This is a genomic window from Streptomyces sp. NPDC037288 (assembly GCF_055603265.1).
Genome location: NZ_JBVJVY010000075.1, coordinates 1 through 16,737, shown reverse-complemented (window position 1 = coordinate 16,737; position 16,737 = coordinate 1). Strand labels below are relative to the sequence as shown.

The window sequence follows — 16,737 nt, the reverse complement described above, 5'->3', positions numbered from 1 at the left end:
GGAGTGAAGTTCCTGCGTTTCTGCGACAACCAGCTTCCCTTTCCGAACAGACCCATCGTAGTGGGACCACTGTCCGGAAACTTCGGGGCGCCTCATGACGCTCCGGAGCGTCTGAGGTCTCTGATGGATGCCGTCTTCACGATGCAGACCGAGCTCAATTTGCCCCTTGAGTTCGAGGCAGTGGTCGAGGCCGCCTGACGGAGGGTGGGCAGACGCGGAGGTGGCCTCAGTCAAGCGAAGGACTGAGCCCAACACCTGGCCATGCCACGGAGGTCGCTAGGGCCTGTCCGATGGGTCAGGCCCTGGTGCCTGTCCAATAGGGTTTCGGGCTTGCGCTTTCCGTTGCGGCAACTTCTACGGTCATGTGTGTGGCCGGAGAGACCGGCCCGGCGAGGGAGGCACCGGTAATGGCCTGGTCGATCGCGGAGGTGGCGCGGATGTCCAAGGTGACATCGCGGGCGCTGCGGCATTACGACGAGATCGGCCTGCTGCCGCCCGCATGGATCGGGAGCAACGGGCACCGCTACTACGAGGAGGCCGATCTGCTGCGTTTGCAGCAGATCCTGCTGATGCGGGAGCTGGGCCTGGGGCTGCGCGAGATCCAGGCGGTCCTGGACAACCAGCTCGACCAGGTGGCCGTGCTGCGTGAGCACCACGAACGGCTGCTCGCGGAACGGGACCGGCTGGAGACGCTCGCCCGTACGGTCGGGCGCACCATCGCCGAACTGGAAGAAGGTAGGGACAACGGGAAGATGACGAAGATCAACAAGCCGGAGAACCTGTTCGAGGGGTTTCAGGCCCCCTCCGAGGCCGAGGCCGCGGTACGGGAGCGGTGGCCGCAGGCGTGGGAGCAGTCCCGGCAGGCAGTCGAGGCGATGACCTCCGAGGACACGGAGCGCTGGCAGCGTGAGGTGACGGCGCAGATGATCCGTATGGCGGAGTTCATGGTGGCCGGCACGCCGGTCTCCGACCCCGCGGTACAGGCCGAGGTGGACGCCAACTACCAGCAGATCTGCCGGTTCTGGACCCCGAACGCAGCCGCGTACAAGGGAGTGGGCCAGACCTATGTCGACGACCCGCAGATGCGGGCAAACTTCGACAAGATCGCCGAAGGTCTCGCCGTCTACCAGCGCGATGCGATGACCGTGTACGCCGATGCCCGGCTGAGCTGACCGCACGCGCCTAAGGGCCGTGCGGCGGGTCATGAGCGCAGCCAGAGGCGAATGGCTGCGACGGTCACGGTGCCGTGGAAGATGTATGCCCTCTTATCGAATCGGGTGGCTACGGCACGGAAGCCCTTGAGGGCGTTGATCGTTCGCTCGACTTCATTCCTGCGTTTGTAGAGCGACTTGTCGAAGCCGGTGGGCCCACCGCCCCGGCTGCCACGGTGCTGTCTGTTGGCCCGCTGGTTCCTCGGTTCGGGGATGGTGTGCTTGATCCGGCGCCTGCGCAGGCACCGGCGGTTACGACGGGATGAGTACGCCTTATCGCCGCTGAGGTGATCAGGCCGGGTGCGCGGGTGACCGCCACCCGGCCGTCGTACGCGAACGCGCTCAAGGACCGGGATCAACTGAGGTGCGTCGCCCCACTGACCTGGCGTGATCAGCACCGCCAAGGGCCGACAGCCGCCGTCTCCGGCGAGATGAATTTTCGTGGTCAGACCTCCCCTGGACCGGCCGAGGGCCTCGTCGGGGCGATGCTGAGCGGGCGGGATCCGTTTCCTAGGAATTCGCGGCGGACGCCTTCGAGCCCCGGCGGCATGCTGATGGGCCCGGCAGGTCGTCGAGTCAATGCCGACCATGCTCCAGTCGATACGGTCCTCGGCGTCGGCGTCGGTCTGGACGGAACGCAGCACGTTCTCCCAGGTGCCGTCCGCCGACCAGCGCCGATGCCGGTCGTGGCAGGTCTTCCACTTCCCGAAGCGCATCGGCAGGTCGCGCCAGGGAATGCCGGTGCGCTCGCGGAACAGAATGCCGTTGATCACCTTACGATGACACTTCCACCGCCCGCCCCGTCCCACGTTCTTCGGAAGGTGCGGCTCCAACCGAGCCCACTGCGCGTCAGAAAGATCACCCCGCCCCACACCAGCCGGAACGATCTCGCCAATCGCCGGTCACATGACCCATCGGACACGCTCTAGGCCGTGTCTGATGGCTCTTGCCCGAGTGGTGGATCTGGCGCTGTTCCGGGCAGGAGCTGTGCGGGGAGCCTAAGCAGGCGCGCGAAGCGCGTCAGGGGCGCGCACTGTCCCTTCTGCTTCCTGGTTCGCAGCTGTACCACCTTGGGTTCCCTGGTAGCGTCTGGAACCGTTGCGATCATGACCATCAGACGCATTCCGGCGACGCGTCTCGGCCGCTTGGCCCTGACCACGGGTGCCACCCTCGCGCTCTTCACCGCGCTGCCCATGAGCAGCGCCTACGCCGCCTCCGGCACGTTCTTCTACAGCTCGTCGGTGGGTGACTTCCAGATCACCGACCCGCCCCTCGGCGTGTGCGAGCCCCTCCACGACGGTGCGACCAACGCCTCGAACCAGACCAACGCCACTGCCACGCTCTACTTCGACAGCAACTGCGGGAACTCCTGGGGCAGTCTGCAGCCCGGCCAGTTCACCAGCTTCTTCGGCGACCTCCCCCACAGCGTGCGATTCGGCTCGTAGCCGCCTCCCTGGACCGGCGGGACCACCCGGACCCCGACGGTCCAGGTGGACTGTGGGTGGACATGGCGCGGTTGCGTCCTCGAAGTGGCGCGTGAGCACGCTGATCAGGGAAGATTGCACGCGGACGCGGCTCCAGGTCGATCTTCGGTCTCAGCCACCTTGATCATCTGGTGTCGCATCCGTCGTTTCCACTCGGGCATGCCACCCACCCCACGGGCCAGCGGGCCTGTGTTGCCGTGTGACTGTGGGACACTCCCGCGGGTGCGCGTGTCCGCGCCGGAAGGGCGGGGGAGGTCAGCTCTGGGCGGTGGGCCGGACGACGATGTCGTTCACGTCGACCGCGGCAGGCTGTTCGATCGCGAAAGCGATGGCCCGGGCGATCGCGTCGGGCGGGATCGCGATGTCGTCCCGCATCTTCGTGATCTCTGCTCTGACCTGGCTGTTGGTTGACGCCTCGGCGAAGTCGGTCGCAGTCGCACCAGGTGAGACGGTAGTCACCCGCAAGGAGTCGCCGGCTTCCTGGCGCAGTCCTTCGCAGATGGCCCGGACCGCGAACTTGGTGCCGGCGTAGACGGCCATGGCCGGCACGATGCGAAACGCGGCCGTGGAGGCGGTGGTGATGAAGTGGCCGGTTCCCTGCGCCCGGAAGACCGGCAGCGCGGCGCCGATCCCGTGCAGCACACCCTTCACGTTGACGTCGACCATGTGGTCCCACTCCTCGACGCGCAGATCGTCGAGAGGCGATATGGTGCCGACTCCGGCATTGCTGACGAGTACGTCGAGTCGGCCGAAGCACTCACCGGCCAGCGCGACCAGGGCCTGCAGGTCGTCACGCCGGGTCACGTCGGTGCGGATCTGCACGGCTGTGCCACCTGCCTTCTCGATCCGGGCCACCAGCTCCGCCAGGCGCTCGGACCGGCGCGCGCCGAGGACGAGTCGCGCGCCGCGTTCGGCGAGCAGCAGCGCGGTCGCCTCGCCGATGCCACTGCTGGCTCCCGTGATCGCCACCACTTTGCCCTTGATTCCGGACATGAGTTGCCCTCTCCGTCTTCGCCACCGGGGCCGGGGTGCCGAGCGGCAGCGGGTCCTGGAGGAGCGTCCGCCAAGCCGCTGCGCCCTGGCAGGCCGGGTGCCGGTGTGACCGTGTGGGGCCGTCGGTCATGCCGCGGCCCGTGCTCACACACCAGTCTCCGACGGGCTTAGCCTGGTATCCAGACCGTATTTATTCTGGAACTGAAGGTGCCACCCGTCATGCCCACGCAGCCGGACCAACGCCGTCAACTAAGTGAATTCCTGCGCAGCCGGAGAGAGCGCCTGACTCCTGACGAGGTGGGCCTGCCCCAGACCGGCCGCCGCCGGACTCCGGGACTTCGCCGTGAGGAACTGGCACTGCTGGCCGGGATCAGCGCCACCTGGTACACGTACCTGGAGCAGGGGCGAAAGATCCGCGTCTCCGAACAGGTGCTCAACGCCCTGGCCGCGGCGCTGCGGCTCGACCGGCACGAGCGCGATCATCTTCTCCAGCTCGCCGGTCACCCACCTGCGGCCGAAGCCGAGGAACGCGAGCCGCTAACGGCCGAGGCGGGTGCCGTCCCCCTGCTGCTGCAGCCGAACCCGGCATACATCATCGGCGGCAACTATGACGTCCTCAGTCACAACCAGGCAGCCCACGAATTGTTCCCGAGGCTCATCACTGAGGCGGACCGGCCCGCCAACTTCGCCCGCTGGGTGTTCCTCGAACCGGTGGCCCGGGACATCCTGGTCGACTGGGAACCCGAAGCACGCGGCCTGCTCGGCCGGCTCAGGACGCTAGCGGCACGCCATTCCGACGACCCGCGGTACGCCCGACTGATCGAGGACCTGAACGAGGGCAGCCCAGAGGTGCGGGACTGGTGGCCGCAGTACGAGGTGCAGGCTCGGCACAGCGGTCGCAAACGGCTACGACACCCGCAACGGGGAGCGATCGACTATGCGTACACCGCTTTTCACCTGGCCGAACAGCCGGAGCAGACGCTGGTCGTCTATGTCGACAGCAGCGAAACGCCCGACGGGAGCGCAGCCGTGACCGGCGAATGAAGGAGGAGGTCGGCGGCAGTACCAGCGCTCACTGTACGGCGGCGGAGGGCCAGCGGCCGCGCGCCGAGCAACTGCTGAAGATAAGGGGACCGTCTCACCGCGGGTGACGCATGGGGGCCCAGCCATTCTCGATACCGAGCTGCACACGGTTACTTCTCCGTCGGCTCCGGGGTGGACGCGACCCCGGTGGGCACAACGAGCGCAGTTCGTCTCGAACGGGGGCCCAGGTTGACCCCCGTCCCGCCGAACCCGGTGACCCTTCATCTCGCCACCTGAGAACGCATCAGCTCTGCCGGAGGAGAGCGCATGATGGCCTTGTGCCAGTCTGATCTGATGCGGCTGCTGGAGTCACTCCAGCTCTATACGGAGAGAGCGCCGCGCGTCATGGGGTGAACTGCAGTGCTGGATGGCCGAGAAATTATCAAACACCATGGTCACGCACCGTTTCGGCGCGGGGAACGATGAAATGGATTTGCATCTCCCCGAACTGCAGGCCAATAGATGATATCCTGACATTCCCGCAGGTCAGCAATAAATGACAGGAAAAGAGTATGATCCGTCCGCTCGCCCTCACTCGTGAGATGCTGGAAACAGTGTTTGATCCGGCTGAATTGATTGTCGCGTCGGAAGGAAACCTACCCGCTATCGGCGATCCCGACGCCAGGGAAATCCTGGGAATGCTGGGAATTCCGGTCTGGGACAATCCGTGGTTCGATATAGACGCTGAGCTGGCAGAGCGGTTCGGGCGCGTCGAGGATTGGGATGGCAAACTCACCGACCGTTACTCCGTCGTCCCAACGGGAGCGGACAAGTGGATCAGTTTGGGCATGATCCCCTATGACGGTCTCGCCTTCGATCCTGGCACTGGCACGGTCTACTGCCTGCCCGACGACTCCGAGATCTACTTATGGAACAGCTCGCTCCGGTCTTTCGTGCACTTCCTGTACCTCCTCCAACTGGAACGCCCGCACTTCGACGCGCAATGGGAAAGCGAGATCGAGGTGCCTTACGACCCCGAGGCCGCACAGGTTCGAGTCCGGAGGGCCATGATGTCTGTGGATCCGGCAGCCCTGGAGAACCCCGATTCCCGCTGGCACGGGGTCCTCACGTACATCGTGGATCCCGAACACCACTTCCTTTGAGGACCCTTGTCTGCGACCCGGCGCTCGGCGAGGACGCTGCCCTTGTGTTCCATCGCGGCGATCACCATCACCGCCGACGGGCAGCGGCCGAAATGTCGGCTGAACGGAGCCAAACCGACGAAGCGGCCGAAACGACAGGCCAGTTCTATGCACGGCGTCCTGTGGGGGATCGTTGTTCCATGGAATGGTGTAGTCACTGGGGTGACGTTCTTGCATCGGGTAACGGCACAGCAGGTCGGGGCCAGTACCGGCGAGGTTGAAAGCGTGTGTGAGCCTATACGCCAGTGCCCGGTCGACGCGCTGCACTGCCTTGACACTGGAGTGTCCGAGGTCATCTCGCCGGTTGGGCAACGAACGACCGAAGAACTCATCCAGCCCGGTCCATGCCAGCGGCGTCATCGGGGTAGCTGCAGTGGCTGAGCGAGGCTACCCAGCCAAGACGGTGACCGCCCTTCGGTCTGCCGACCGGCGGTCACCTGGAATCGGCGTCAGGGCCGATGGCCGTCGGTGTGCTGGAAGCTGACGTCCTCGGCCGGCTTCAGCAGGTGCAACAGGCCGCCGACGGTCTGGCCGTCGATCTGCTGGGTGAGGCGCAGCACGCCTTCGCGGAGCACCTGGTCGGGCTTGGGTGCGCTGAGGTTGATGACGGCGTGGGAGTTGCGGCCGGGTGAGGCGAGCGCGGGCTTCCTTCAGCAGTTCGACTTCGCGGCTGGCACGTTGCTGGTGGACCGGCAGATCACACAGGACGGCGAGGCTGAGACGGCCGGGCTGCGATGACGGCGGGGTGCTGCGGCGAAGGGGAGAGGACGGGTGCACCGGATCCGGCACCTGAAATGGCGGGAGAGCGGCGATGAGCGCCTTGTTCCGCTGCCGAGCGTGTTCGCGGCCAAAGTCCGCGAACACGTCCGTATGCACGGTATTTTCCGCGTCGCAGCATGCGCTCGCGCATCGGCTCTGGCACACGGCCAGAAAGGACGCAGGAATCACCCGCAACATCACGCCGCACTGGCTCAGGCATTATTTCGCCTCCGTCGGTCTCGCCGGGGGCGCACCCGTGGCGGACATGGCCGAACGGCTCGGTCACAGCGATCCCCACACGACCAACCAGACCTACGCCCACGTCCTGCCGGACGCCCCGCAGCGCCGGCGATCGGTGAGGGTCGCCGTGCTCAGCCTCGAGGCCAGCTTGTCCTTCCGCTCCAGCTCGAACCCATTGGCGAGGCCGCGTGACGCTGCTGGGGGAAAGACGCTCGCTGTGTCGTCGTGCCTGGCTGCTCATGAGGTGCAGCAACGCCTTTGAGCGAATTGCCGTCGTGTGGAGGGAGAGCGGCGACATGCTGGACAGGCCCAAGGGGGAATTGCTGCCACGACGACGTCCGGGCCGTAGGCACGGTGCGTAACCGCTGGAGGGCCCTCGCTGAGGCTGCAGCGAGTGGGGCGTGGGTTGTCCGGCAAGCCCGTACCAGCCTGTACAGATTCCGGTGCTGGTTCGGTGCTGACTTTGGGGGGCGCAACCATCGAAAACCGCAGGTCCTAGCCCCGATCGAATGAGTTGTCGTACCACTCGATGGTGGTGCCGATGAGGCTGGCGGCGACGATGCGCTTGAGGTTCGCGGGTGGTGGGGGAGCGGTGGTTCCGGAGGCCATGTGCGCCACTTCCTCGTGTGCGGTGGGGACGGGTACGTGTCGGCACACGGTAGGAAGATGCAGGTCAGGGCCACATGTGGTGGGGCACCATAGTTCGGGGGGCGGCTATGCGTGTGGCCACCATGCCGGCTCAGGGAAGAGCGGTTCATGGGCTCGCGAGTGATCGAAACCAGCGCCGTCCGGGACGCGTAGTTCGGGGTGATTTGACGGTGCGGTGCTGACTCGGTGCTGATTACGCTCCGTTGAACTCGGCCATCTTGGAGCTGATCGGCTCAGGGTCGTTGCGCGGGTAGGCGACCTGACTGAGAGGCCGACCCGGCTTTGCCTGAACTGCAGGGTGTAAGCGGTGGCCTTTGCGTCTCGGTTGGTCCGCGTATGGTCCGGATCTTTCCTGTCCCTCGGCTTCGTGTGCGTGGGAGGGACTGAGGGCAGGAAGGGCGACGCCTTATGGGAGTCGTCTGCGTGTGCGGTACCACATGGCACAGGTTGTAAGAGCCGTCCACAGAGCTCCAGGCCAGTCCATGACGGGCACGTAATGCCAGGTCAGTGCCATTTGGTCCGGGGGAGTCGACGCAGTCGGTGATGGGCGTGTGAGAGCGCCGTTCGACGAAAGCCCCGCCGACGCGGCCCGGCGGGACTTCCGAAGCAGTGGGTTGCAGCGTCTGGCGTCGGCACGTTGTACTCGGTTCTCCTCTCTCGTAGCACCCGAAGCAAGGACGCGGCGACGACAAGCGTCGTACGGGTAGATGCGCAGCACGTGACCTCGGAACTCCCCGCGACGAACCAAGCCGTCTTGTTTGCTTCGGCACACCCGTCGGCTTGCTCCGACGGGTGTGCTGCGTAGATGGGGACGTGATATGACGGCGCCCCGCCGGCCTGCTCCGGCGGAACGTCGTCGGGCAGTTGGTCAAGACGTCTTGCGGCTTGTACTGGGGGCGCCGTTGTACTCCGGCTCGCCGCTCTCGAGCACGGGGAGGAGCGAGGGGGTGACGACGCGGGGTGGTGCGGCCTGTCGGCAGCCCGCGGCAGGGGAATCCCCGCGGCGAACAAGTCGTAGCTCTTCGATCTCGACAAGCGGGACGCCTGGGTGGCGTCCTCGACGCGCACGGTCCCATTCCGGGTGGCGCGGATGTGGGCAGGGGCAGCAGGCCTCACCATGTGGCATCGTCGGCGGGCCTGGGGTGGCTGATCTTCCAGTCCCGCTGCCAGGAGGCTGCAGACCCGCTCCAGTCTTCCCCGGCCCGGGGCGGGTAGGTGATCGGGTGGCCGCCGAAGGGCAGCAGCAGCGTGCCGTCGTCGCGCCAGGCCGCGGCGAGCTGTGCCTGGGCAAGCCGCCGCTGGCCGGAGGTGGGGGTGATCTTGTCGATGCGCTGGTCCTGCCGGCGGCTACGGACCTGGACGTGGCCGGCCGCGCGGTAGTGGGCGCCGTTCCGGCGGTCGAACAGGACCCACTGCCGCGCCGCGGTGTCCCGGCCGACCAGGATCTGGTCAACCTGCTGGCCCGTCCTGCCGCACTGGGTGTCCGACGCCGGGCGCACCGTGCAGGTGGGCTGGTCCACCGAAGAGCAGGATCCGCACAGAGTCACTCTCTTCTCCGCTGATGGCCGCCGGGAAACCGGTGCGGATGCCGCCGCGCAGCTGATGGCCGGCGACGGCATCGATGCCCCGGCCCGGGAGCAAGCAGCAGAAAGGATCGATGCCCGAAGCAGGGAAGAAGCGTGGGAGGCCGACGGCGGAGTAGGCCGACCGTCGTCCCTGGCTCGGCCCATCGGCTCGGCAGGGCCTTTGCCCGGCGGTCGGCGGAGGTGAGATCCCATGCTCGTCATCGCTCTGGCCGTGCTGCTCGTCCTGATCGCCGTCGGAGTCGTTCTGATCCATCAGCTCAACGGTCAGCACGACGAACGGATCGCTGCCTTCCACTACAGCGATGTTCTGCCGGGGATCGGGCGTCGGCCCCGGAGGCACCCTCGGTCGGCGGTCGACGCGAGCGTTCCGACGCGTCCCACCGCGACGGCGACCGCCGATGACATCGACTCCGGCCCGACCACGAACGGTAGAGGATGGCGCGTCATGGCGATATTGCGGGACCGGAAGAGTACCGCGAGAGGATCATGCAGGCTCTGTATCAAGCCGCCGAAGGCAATCGCCTCCGGGGCGTCGACGGGGCGAAGCTCCGCAACGACCTCGGCATCCCTGAGCAGGACATGGCCGCTGCCTGCATGTACCTGGCGGGCGAAGGCTGGGTCGTCGTGGACTGGGAGAGGGGCAACACGCCCGCGATGATCACGCTGACGCACCAGGGGATCCGGCAGATGGAAACAGAAGAGGAAGGGCGTGGCTGAGCGACCGCATCGGCCTCTCGGACCGAAGCGAACCTTCACAAGGATTGTTCATGTCGGATTAATCCCCTTGGCGTAACGTGGGAAGCGGGTCGGCGCACTCTCACGTGCAATGACCCGGAAGGGCGGCTCCGGCGGGTATACGCCGGAGCCGTTGCCTGTTTCCATAACCGCGTTCTGCGGCGAGACGCTCGCGCGAGCCTCGTGCGGGGTACGGTGAGGGAGCAGGGTCGTATGCGGTCGCATGCTCTGCGGTCGCGCACGCCGTCCACCGGTCGGTGAAACCCGGCACGGCCCTGCTGCGCCGTACCCCTCGCTTCGACCGGGCCACCAACCTGCGGCCGCTGGCTCTGCTCTGCTTCGGCGAGAGCCGGCACGACCTCCACCACGGCGACCACGGCGACCCCATCCGCGCCCGGCACGCCGTCGACAGCGGCCAGCCGTGCGGCGGCGACCGGCTGCGCGGGAGCGATCACCAGGAGTGGCGCCGACCGGCGACGGCGTGTCCCATCGCGGCGAGGACCCACAGGATGGCTCCGACGACCACCAGGATGATCATGGTTTCTTCCTTGGGGAGTAGTGCTGATTCCCTGCGAACTGCGAGGGGTTGAAAGCGCGTTGCGGTAGGAACGGTCGATCCTTTCCTTACTCCACTCTGTGTGGTTTGTGGCGGGAGACGTGCAGGCGGACCTCGGTGGGCATGTCGACAAGGCCGGTGGACCGGCGTGCGGTGCTGAGCGGGCCTTTGCAGAGGGCACCGAGAGTGGCGCCGGGCGTGCCCTCGGGGGTGAGGGTGAGCCTGACGTGGGTGCGGTGGTGGGCGGGCCGGCCGGTGATGCGTACGGCCGCACGGTCGACGTCCGGCAGCGCACCGGCTTCGGCCGCGATCGCGTCGCTGAGTGCGCGCCCGCGCAGTTCGACGCCTTCCTGTGGGGGTGCGCCGCCGACGGGCAGTGAGCCGGGGCGGCGTCGGCTCAGCTGGGCGAGCAGCCACCACAGGGCGAGCAGGGCGGTGAGGGCGAGGGAGGCGATGACCGCGGGCCACCACCACCAGCCCTGGCTGCTCCAGCGGGCCCGGTCGGCGGAGCCGAGCAGGACGTCGTCCGGGGTGGCCAGGGGCCAGCCGGCGGGCGGGACCAGATCATGTCGCCGGTAGAGGTCGAGTCCGGCGAAGAGGATCAGCAGTCCGCCGCCGAGCAGGACCAGGCCGGCGACGGCCAGCAGACTGCGGTTGAGCGCGGATCGCGGCGTCATGGTGCGGGCTCCGGTGCTGAGTCAGTCGGTGCGTTGCCGCACCCGTACGACGATGCGGGGAGGGCGGGCGAGGGCCAGCCGGTCGCGTTCCTCGTCGAGGACGGCGGTGAGGTCGTCCTTCACCCGCTGGGGGTCGCGGAAGCGGACGTCCGCGCGGGCTTTGATGCGGTGGCGGCCTACCAGGACGTGCGCCGAGCCGACTCCGGGGACTCGCATGGCGGCGTCACGCAGCAGGTCGGCGGCGCCGTCGCGGTCCAGGAAGGCCCGCACTCGGGGACAGTCGGCGGGTGAGCGCAGGGGCAGCCATCGGCGCTGACCAGGAGTGAGGGCGAGGACCATCAGCCAGACGCCGACGGCGGCGGCCACGGCGGATCCCGTCAGCATCCACACGTCGTCCACGGGACGGGCGGCCAGTTCGTCGGCCAGATGCCGCCGCCAGGCCGCTGCCGGACGTCCCGCCCGTACGGCGATGACGTCGATCAGCGCCGCGACCGCGGCCACGAGGATCACCGTCGCGGCCAGCGCCGCCGTGATGCGACGCGCCGACCAGTTGCGGTGGGTCCGGTGCCCTCTGCCGGGCTCACCGGGTCGGGGGCCCGAGGTGGGCACGTCGCGTTCGGGCGGGTCGGGCTCCTTCGTCAGCGGCACTGCGCCACGGGGCGCGGGCGATGCGGAGCTGCGGTCCGGAGGACCGGGGTCGGGTGTCATCGCGATCGCCCTTCCTCCACGGCGTGCCCGGCGACCCGGGCCGCGTGGCCGCTCACTGGACCCGCCCCCGGATCCCATCGGCGGCGGTCACCAGCCGTCGTACCGTGAGGAGGACCTCTCCCACGCGCAAGCCGGTCAGCTGGGCGACCCGTTCGGCGACGTCCTGCTGGATCCGCTCGCAGACACGGGGGAGGTCGGTGGGATAGGGCAGGTCCATGGTCAGGTGCAGGCGCACCGATCCGGTACGGACGGTGGCGGAGGCGCTGGTTGCCGTCGGCCCGCCCCGGTCCGGCGGTACGGCGGCCCGCCGGGCCTGGGCCGCGCGGGCGGCATGCGTGGCGATACGGGCGACCACCCTGTCCGGGATGACGGTGGCTCCCCGCTCGGCCGGGGGCGGCAGGCCGGGGGCCGGCGCCGGTGGACCCGACGCCTTGCCGGGGGAACCGGGCCGGGTCTTCACCGCCGCCTCCGTGCCCGGACGTCGAGGTCGCCCTGCAGGGCGAGGCCGACGATCAGTCCCGCCGTACCCAGGACCAGAACCAGCAGAAATGCCCAGAAGCCGCCGAAGTAACCGGCGAAGCCCAGGGCCATGCCGGCCGCGAGGCCCGTCGTTGCTGCGTTCATGATGCACTCACCCGTCTCGCGCAGGTACGACACCGTGCGCGCGATCTTTCGCGCCCGGCAGGGGGTCGATCACCTCACGCGCCCCTCGTCCGGTTCGGTCCCTTCCTCCTCGTCGGGCAAATGGACGTCGTCGACGGCGATGTTCACCTCGACGACCTCCAGGCCCGTCATCCGCTCCACGGCGCTGATGACATTGGTGCGGACACCGCCGGCGACGTCGACGATGGGGACGCCGTACTCGACGACGACGTCCAGGTCGACAGCGGCCTGACGCTCGCCGACCTCCACCTTCACTCCTCGCGTGACGGCTCCGCCTCCGCCGCCGGGGACGCGTTCGCGCATGGCACCGAAGGCGCGGGCCATACCCGCTCCCAGGCTGTAGATGCCCGGCACCTCGCGGGCGGCCATGCCCGCGATCTTGGCCACCACGCCGTCGGCGATGGTGGTCTTCCCCCGTGTCTCGGCCGGAGCCCCGGCCCCGGTGCGGCCTTTCAGCGCGCTCACGCCCACATCGGGCCTGCCGCCCCCGCCGACGCTGGTGATGTTCTCCGTCATGACGGTCGCCTCGATCGGTCGGCCGGACACCGGAGTGGTGCCCGTCAAAGAGTTGGACCCACGGTTCCGCGTATGCCTCACGCACATGTCATGTGACATGCATCACATCTCGCGTGGGGGGTACACGCTCCTTCCGAACCTGCGTGGGAGCGCCATGATCGAACACACCGCTTCCCCACGACTGGGAGCCGACCTGCCCGACCGACTGCTGGCCGTGCGGGCGGCCGAGGGAGACGACGACTCCTTCGCCCTTCTCGTCCAGCGGCACAGCCGGCCCCTCCTGGCCCTGGCCCGCTGCATGCTGGGCAACCCCCAGGACGCCGAGGAGGCCGTTCAGGACGCCTTCGTCAGCGCCTGGAGGCGACTGCCGGAATACCGCCACAGCGCGGAGTTCCGCACCTGGATGTACCGGATCACCGTCAACCGCTGCCTCACCATGCGCCGCCGCCGGCCACCGCCCATCCCCCTGGACATCGTCGCCGAACCCACGACGGACGACGCGTGGAGCCACCCCGCCCGGACCGCCGAGCAGGACGCGGCCACGGCCGCCCTGTCCCGCGCGCTCGCCGAGCTGGACGCCGGACAGCGGGTCTGCTGGATCCTGCGGGAACTGCAGGGCCTGCCCTACAAGGAGATAGCCCACGTGACGCGGACCAGCGAGCAGACAGTGCGCGGCAGACTGTTCAGGGCACGCCGATCCCTGCAGGAGGCGATGGGCCCATGGCGCTAGACGACCCGCACAAGCGGCCTTACGGAGCACCCGGAGCCGACTGGCCCCGCAACGGCTCAGCCGCGGACGTGCCTCCGTTCGCAGGCGACGAGGTCCTGCCCTGCGGCCGCCTGCTCAGCCGGGTCTGGGAAGAGGCGCACGACGCGGCACCGCCCCCGGACCCGCACACGGTGTCCTGTCCTCACTGCCGAGATGCCGTCGAGGGACTGTCCACGGTGAACGCGGCCACCTGGGCGCTGCGCGCCGAGGACCCTCCCGGCCTGCACGCACTCGCCGACCGCGTCATGGACATCGTCAGGGCAGAGGTCCGGCTCGGGCGGCTGCTTCCCCTGGCCGACCCGGACCTCGAACTTCGGATCGCCGAGAGCGCCGCGGCGAAGGTACTGCGGCGGGCCGCGGACACGGTCCCCGGTGCCAGAGCCGCGACCTGCCGGCTGATACCCGAGGGCAACGGCAGCGGCGTGCGGGTGACCATGACCCTGGCCGCCGCCCTCGACCGACCGCTGCCCGACCGGGTCCATCATGTACGCCGATCGGTCCTCCACTCGGCCGGGCAGGACCTGGGGCTCGCGGTGACGGCCGTCGACATCACTGTGGTCGACGTACTGGAGCCGTGGCCGCCCCTCGACCCCGGTTCGGCGACCGGCGGTGGTACGTGATGACCGCCCCCGGCACCACCGCGCTCCTCGGCGTCGCGGCCGAGGCGGCCCTCACGGTCCCTGGCGTGACCGGCCTGCAACCCCGCCTCGCCCACCGCCTCGCGGCAGTCGCCGCGCCCACCTGGGCGAACACTACGCCCCACCGCGCGCCGCCCGAGGCCGGCGTTCGCGCCGACCGGGCGCCGGGCGGTTCGGGATGGCACATCGAGGTGCGCTGCGTCCTGACCGAGGGACGGCGGGCGCTGGACATCGCCCGGAACGTCCACGACCGGGTGGCTGCCGCCGTCATCGCTCACCTCGCCACCCGCGGTGTCGCGGAGCCGGTCACCGTCGCGGTCACGGTGACCGGTATCGCCGCCTGGCGCGACGCGGCATGAGCGATCGGGCACGGGCCCCGCGAATTGTCGCTCCTTCGCCTCCTGCGCTGACTGCGGCGGCGGGCGGCCGGCGCCTCGTGCTCCGTTCAGCCCGTAGCGGCAACGGTCCGTCGGCCCCCGACGAGGAGTACCCTGGTGGTTACCGAGAGCATTTCGTACACCAGCTTCCACGCTGACGTCGTTTTCGGCGATTCATGACAACCGGGTCGGCCACGACCGGCCCGGGGTTGGGTCCGTGTCATGATCGCGACCATTCTGTTGACGCCCGCGGCCGAGGACCGGACTCCTTCTTTGTCGCCTCTCTGACTCATCCTGGCACCCCTCGGAACTGCTCCGGCACTGATCGACGGTGCCTGGTGGCCCCGCGACCTGACGGCGGAGCTTCCGGCGCTCATCGAGGTCCTCGACCCGCTGTGGGGGCGGATCACCCGGGTAATGGTGGATCCCACGTTCTGGCCCATCCCGCGAAAGGTGCCCGTTCGCGGGCACGTGGTGCACGTCGGCTGGTTCGAGGCCGAGCAAGACCCGCACAAGCTGCTGCTGCTCTCCTACACCGTCGGCCGCTGGGACCTGCTGGTGATTCCACCGGAGACAGCGCCGGCCACCGCGGCTCGGCTCATGGCCACGGCCACCGACCCGTCGCGGAGCCTCACGGCGACCGGCCTGATCCATGAGGCCGAGCGTTTCCGGACGGCGGCAGAGGAAGCGGCCGACCGGGGCTCGCTCCGGGAGGCGGTCTGGGACTCCGAAGGCGGACATGCCGCACGTACCCCTGCCGCAGAGGTCATAGGCCATGTGCCCACCCCGGCAGTAGGAATGTGACAGGCAGGGAGAACGTCACCACGGTGGGCGTGCTCCGGATGCGGCTGCTCACCACGCACAGATATCCGCCGTAGTGGACTCCGTCCGATTGCCGGCGCATCCCCCGAGGTGACAAGCCGACCCTGCGCCTGGGACAGCCGACCCTGCGCCTGGAACACAGGCTGCTGAACCGGCCGTTCGCCTCTCCGCACGCGAGCACGACCGTGTACCGAGCGCAGGATGAGCCGCGTGTCCGGTCCTTCGCGCGCCAGGGCCGTCTTCTGAACCGAGGTGCCATGCCAATTCCCCAGCTGACCCTCTACCGGCACGACAGGAACAGCCGGGCGCTGATCACCCTGGCCTGTGAGATCGATCTGACAACGGAGCACGTCGTGCGCGAGTCACTGGCAATGCCTGCGCGACGGCATCCGCACCATCGACGTCGACCTGACCGCGGTCACCTTCTGCGACGTGACCGGCCTCAACGCCTTCCTCCACGCGTCGCGGGCCACCACCGTGGCCGACGGATCCCTGCGCTTGCACCACCCACCCGACCGGCCCGGGACTTGTCGGTGCGCCGCGCTCGCCCGCATCGCGCCCGATGCGCATCGGCCCCCAGCTCGGGTCCTGGTCCTCTACCTCACACTCCAGCAGGCCCCACCGCAGCCGGGCGGTGACCAGCACCCGGCAGCTGTCCCGGGCGTGCAGAACGGCATTGCTGACCAGTTCGCTCAGCAGCAGGACCGCCGACGCCGCACTGTCCTCGGACACCGCCACGCCCTCAAGACGGCCCGCAGCCGGCAGCGGGTGCCACGGACGTTCTCCGGGTGGCCGGCGAGCAGCAGGCGCGCCTGCTGAGTGTTCCAGGGGCGGGGGCCCTCGGCGGGACCCTTGCCCGGTGCGGTGCCGGCCGCGGCCGAGACGGATGAGGCCGAGACGGATGCCGGTCACGAGTGGGCGAGAAGCCGACTCCGCGTCAGCCCCGTCCAGCCCCGGTTGAGCGCCGGTTCGGACGAAATCACCCAGCTGTGGTCCGGCTATAACCGGTGTGCCGAGATCAGTGGGACGGTCGAGCGGGGCCTCCCCCTGAGTGGTGGACACGCTGATACTGGATCTGCTTGATCCGGAGGAAGCGAGAAGACCGCCGATGGCGATGAAGGACTATTCGG

General features: G+C 68.6%; 22 protein-coding genes and 2 pseudogenes. 14 read left to right on the top strand and 10 right to left on the bottom strand.

Translation table 11 applies throughout. The features are described from left to right. Together ACZ7GZ_RS39555 and ACZ7GZ_RS39550 are read left to right on the top strand one after the other, a co-directional pair. A partial coding sequence (locus ACZ7GZ_RS39555; RefSeq protein WP_471032179.1) for a hypothetical protein occupies positions 1-198 on the top strand: 198 nt, incomplete at its 5' end. Positions 199-407: 209 nt separating this feature from the next. After that, positions 408-1,172 (top strand): MerR family transcriptional regulator, encoded by a 765-nt coding sequence (locus tag ACZ7GZ_RS39550; protein ID WP_471032181.1) that lies wholly within the window; start codon positions 408-410, stop codon positions 1,170-1,172. A 29-nt stretch (positions 1,173-1,201) separates the two neighbouring features. On the opposite strand, the gene ACZ7GZ_RS39545 is transcribed toward ACZ7GZ_RS39550, so the two are convergent. Next, a complete protein-coding gene (locus tag ACZ7GZ_RS39545; protein ID WP_471032177.1) occupies positions 1,202-2,083 on the bottom strand; it encodes an IS5 family transposase in 882 nt (293 codons plus the stop codon). Between the two features lie 234 nt (positions 2,084-2,317). Between ACZ7GZ_RS39545 and ACZ7GZ_RS39540 the strand changes: the two genes are divergently transcribed. Next, on the top strand, positions 2,318-2,656 hold the full coding sequence (locus ACZ7GZ_RS39540; RefSeq protein ID WP_471032176.1) for a hypothetical protein: 339 nt from the start codon (positions 2,318-2,320) through the stop codon (positions 2,654-2,656). A 294-nt stretch (positions 2,657-2,950) separates the two neighbouring features. On the opposite strand, the gene ACZ7GZ_RS39535 is transcribed toward ACZ7GZ_RS39540, so the two are convergent. Further along, entirely contained in the window at positions 2,951-3,688 is a 738-nt protein-coding gene (locus tag ACZ7GZ_RS39535; protein WP_471032174.1) for an SDR family oxidoreductase, read from the bottom strand. A gap of 219 nt (positions 3,689-3,907) precedes the next feature. On the opposite strand from ACZ7GZ_RS39535, the gene ACZ7GZ_RS39530 reads away from it, so the two are divergent. Further along, positions 3,908-4,732: a helix-turn-helix transcriptional regulator gene (locus tag ACZ7GZ_RS39530; RefSeq protein WP_471032171.1), complete on the top strand. Its 825-nt coding sequence runs from the start codon at positions 3,908-3,910 to the stop codon at positions 4,730-4,732. A 551-nt stretch (positions 4,733-5,283) separates the two neighbouring features. Next, positions 5,284-5,874 carry an SUKH-4 family immunity protein gene (locus tag ACZ7GZ_RS39525; RefSeq protein WP_471032169.1) on the top strand — a complete coding sequence of 197 codons (591 nt, stop codon included), beginning with the start codon at positions 5,284-5,286 and terminating at the stop codon, positions 5,872-5,874. A gap of 488 nt (positions 5,875-6,362) precedes the next feature. Here the strand turns inward: ACZ7GZ_RS39525 and ACZ7GZ_RS39520 are convergent, their stop codons facing one another. Next, entirely contained in the window at positions 6,363-6,488 is a 126-nt protein-coding gene (locus ACZ7GZ_RS39520; protein ID WP_471032168.1) for a hypothetical protein, read from the bottom strand. A gap of 28 nt (positions 6,489-6,516) precedes the next feature. On the opposite strand from ACZ7GZ_RS39520, the gene ACZ7GZ_RS39515 reads away from it, so the two are divergent. Continuing rightward, entirely contained in the window at positions 6,517-6,651 is a 135-nt protein-coding gene (locus ACZ7GZ_RS39515; RefSeq protein WP_471032167.1) for a hypothetical protein, read from the top strand. A 73-nt stretch (positions 6,652-6,724) separates the two neighbouring features. Next, entirely contained in the window at positions 6,725-7,174 is a 450-nt protein-coding gene (locus ACZ7GZ_RS39510) for a tyrosine-type recombinase/integrase (protein WP_471032165.1), read from the top strand. 1,498 nt (positions 7,175-8,672) lie between these two features. Here the strand turns inward: ACZ7GZ_RS39510 and ACZ7GZ_RS39505 are convergent. Continuing rightward, positions 8,673-9,080 (bottom strand): hypothetical protein, encoded by a 408-nt coding sequence (locus tag ACZ7GZ_RS39505; RefSeq protein ID WP_471032163.1) that lies wholly within the window; start codon positions 9,078-9,080, stop codon positions 8,673-8,675. Between the two features lie 501 nt (positions 9,081-9,581). On the opposite strand from ACZ7GZ_RS39505, the gene ACZ7GZ_RS39500 reads away from it, so the two are divergent. Together ACZ7GZ_RS39500 and ACZ7GZ_RS39495 are read left to right on the top strand one after the other, a co-directional pair. Next, positions 9,582-9,863 (top strand): hypothetical protein, encoded by a 282-nt coding sequence (locus ACZ7GZ_RS39500; RefSeq protein WP_471032162.1) that lies wholly within the window; start codon positions 9,582-9,584, stop codon positions 9,861-9,863. A 302-nt stretch (positions 9,864-10,165) separates the two neighbouring features. Continuing rightward, positions 10,166-10,300 (top strand): annotated as a pseudogene (locus ACZ7GZ_RS39495) (acyl-CoA desaturase); the annotation flags it as partial. Between the two features lie 32 nt (positions 10,301-10,332). Here the strand turns inward: ACZ7GZ_RS39495 and ACZ7GZ_RS39490 are convergent. The 6 genes and pseudogenes from ACZ7GZ_RS39490 to ACZ7GZ_RS39465 all read right to left on the bottom strand — a co-directional run. Next, positions 10,333-10,416: pseudogene (locus tag ACZ7GZ_RS39490) on the bottom strand (DUF6131 family protein); the annotation flags it as partial. Positions 10,417-10,505: 89 nt separating this feature from the next. After that, positions 10,506-11,114 (bottom strand): alkaline shock response membrane anchor protein AmaP, encoded by a 609-nt coding sequence (locus ACZ7GZ_RS39485; RefSeq protein ID WP_471032160.1) that lies wholly within the window; start codon positions 11,112-11,114, stop codon positions 10,506-10,508. Between the two features lie 21 nt (positions 11,115-11,135). After that, positions 11,136-11,762 (bottom strand): DUF6286 domain-containing protein, encoded by a 627-nt coding sequence (locus ACZ7GZ_RS39480; RefSeq protein WP_471032157.1) that lies wholly within the window; start codon positions 11,760-11,762, stop codon positions 11,136-11,138. A 112-nt stretch (positions 11,763-11,874) separates the two neighbouring features. Beyond that, the gene (locus tag ACZ7GZ_RS39475; protein WP_471032154.1) at positions 11,875-12,282 is read right to left on the bottom strand and encodes an Asp23/Gls24 family envelope stress response protein; all 408 of its coding nucleotides are present in this window, start codon (positions 12,280-12,282) and stop codon (positions 11,875-11,877) included. Then, a complete protein-coding gene (locus ACZ7GZ_RS39470; RefSeq protein ID WP_360147228.1) occupies positions 12,279-12,446 on the bottom strand; it encodes a hypothetical protein in 168 nt (55 codons plus the stop codon). The genes ACZ7GZ_RS39475 and ACZ7GZ_RS39470 overlap by 4 nt, the downstream gene beginning before the upstream one ends. Positions 12,447-12,515: 69 nt before the next feature. Then, positions 12,516-13,001, bottom strand: a complete 486-nt coding sequence (locus ACZ7GZ_RS39465) for an Asp23/Gls24 family envelope stress response protein (protein ID WP_360576435.1) — start codon at positions 12,999-13,001, stop codon at positions 12,516-12,518. Between the two features lie 154 nt (positions 13,002-13,155). On the opposite strand from ACZ7GZ_RS39465, the gene ACZ7GZ_RS39460 reads away from it, so the two are divergent. From ACZ7GZ_RS39460 to ACZ7GZ_RS39440, 5 genes are all read left to right on the top strand, one after another. Next, a complete protein-coding gene (locus ACZ7GZ_RS39460; protein ID WP_471032152.1) occupies positions 13,156-13,731 on the top strand; it encodes an RNA polymerase sigma factor in 576 nt (191 codons plus the stop codon). Beyond that, positions 13,722-14,390, top strand: coding sequence for an Asp23/Gls24 family envelope stress response protein (locus ACZ7GZ_RS39455; RefSeq protein ID WP_471032150.1), 669 nt, complete (start codon positions 13,722-13,724; stop codon positions 14,388-14,390). The genes ACZ7GZ_RS39460 and ACZ7GZ_RS39455 overlap by 10 nt, the downstream gene beginning before the upstream one ends. Then, on the top strand, positions 14,390-14,767 hold the full coding sequence (locus ACZ7GZ_RS39450; protein ID WP_471032148.1) for an Asp23/Gls24 family envelope stress response protein: 378 nt from the start codon (positions 14,390-14,392) through the stop codon (positions 14,765-14,767). Before ACZ7GZ_RS39455 ends, ACZ7GZ_RS39450 begins: the two co-directional genes overlap by 1 nt. A 309-nt stretch (positions 14,768-15,076) precedes the next feature. Next, complete coding sequence (locus ACZ7GZ_RS39445) at positions 15,077-15,589, top strand: DUF5994 family protein (protein ID WP_471032180.1); 513 nt, start codon at positions 15,077-15,079, stop codon at positions 15,587-15,589. Between the two features lie 450 nt (positions 15,590-16,039). After that, positions 16,040-16,426 (top strand): hypothetical protein, encoded by a 387-nt coding sequence (locus ACZ7GZ_RS39440; RefSeq protein ID WP_471032147.1) that lies wholly within the window; start codon positions 16,040-16,042, stop codon positions 16,424-16,426. Positions 16,427-16,737 lie beyond the last annotated feature (311 nt).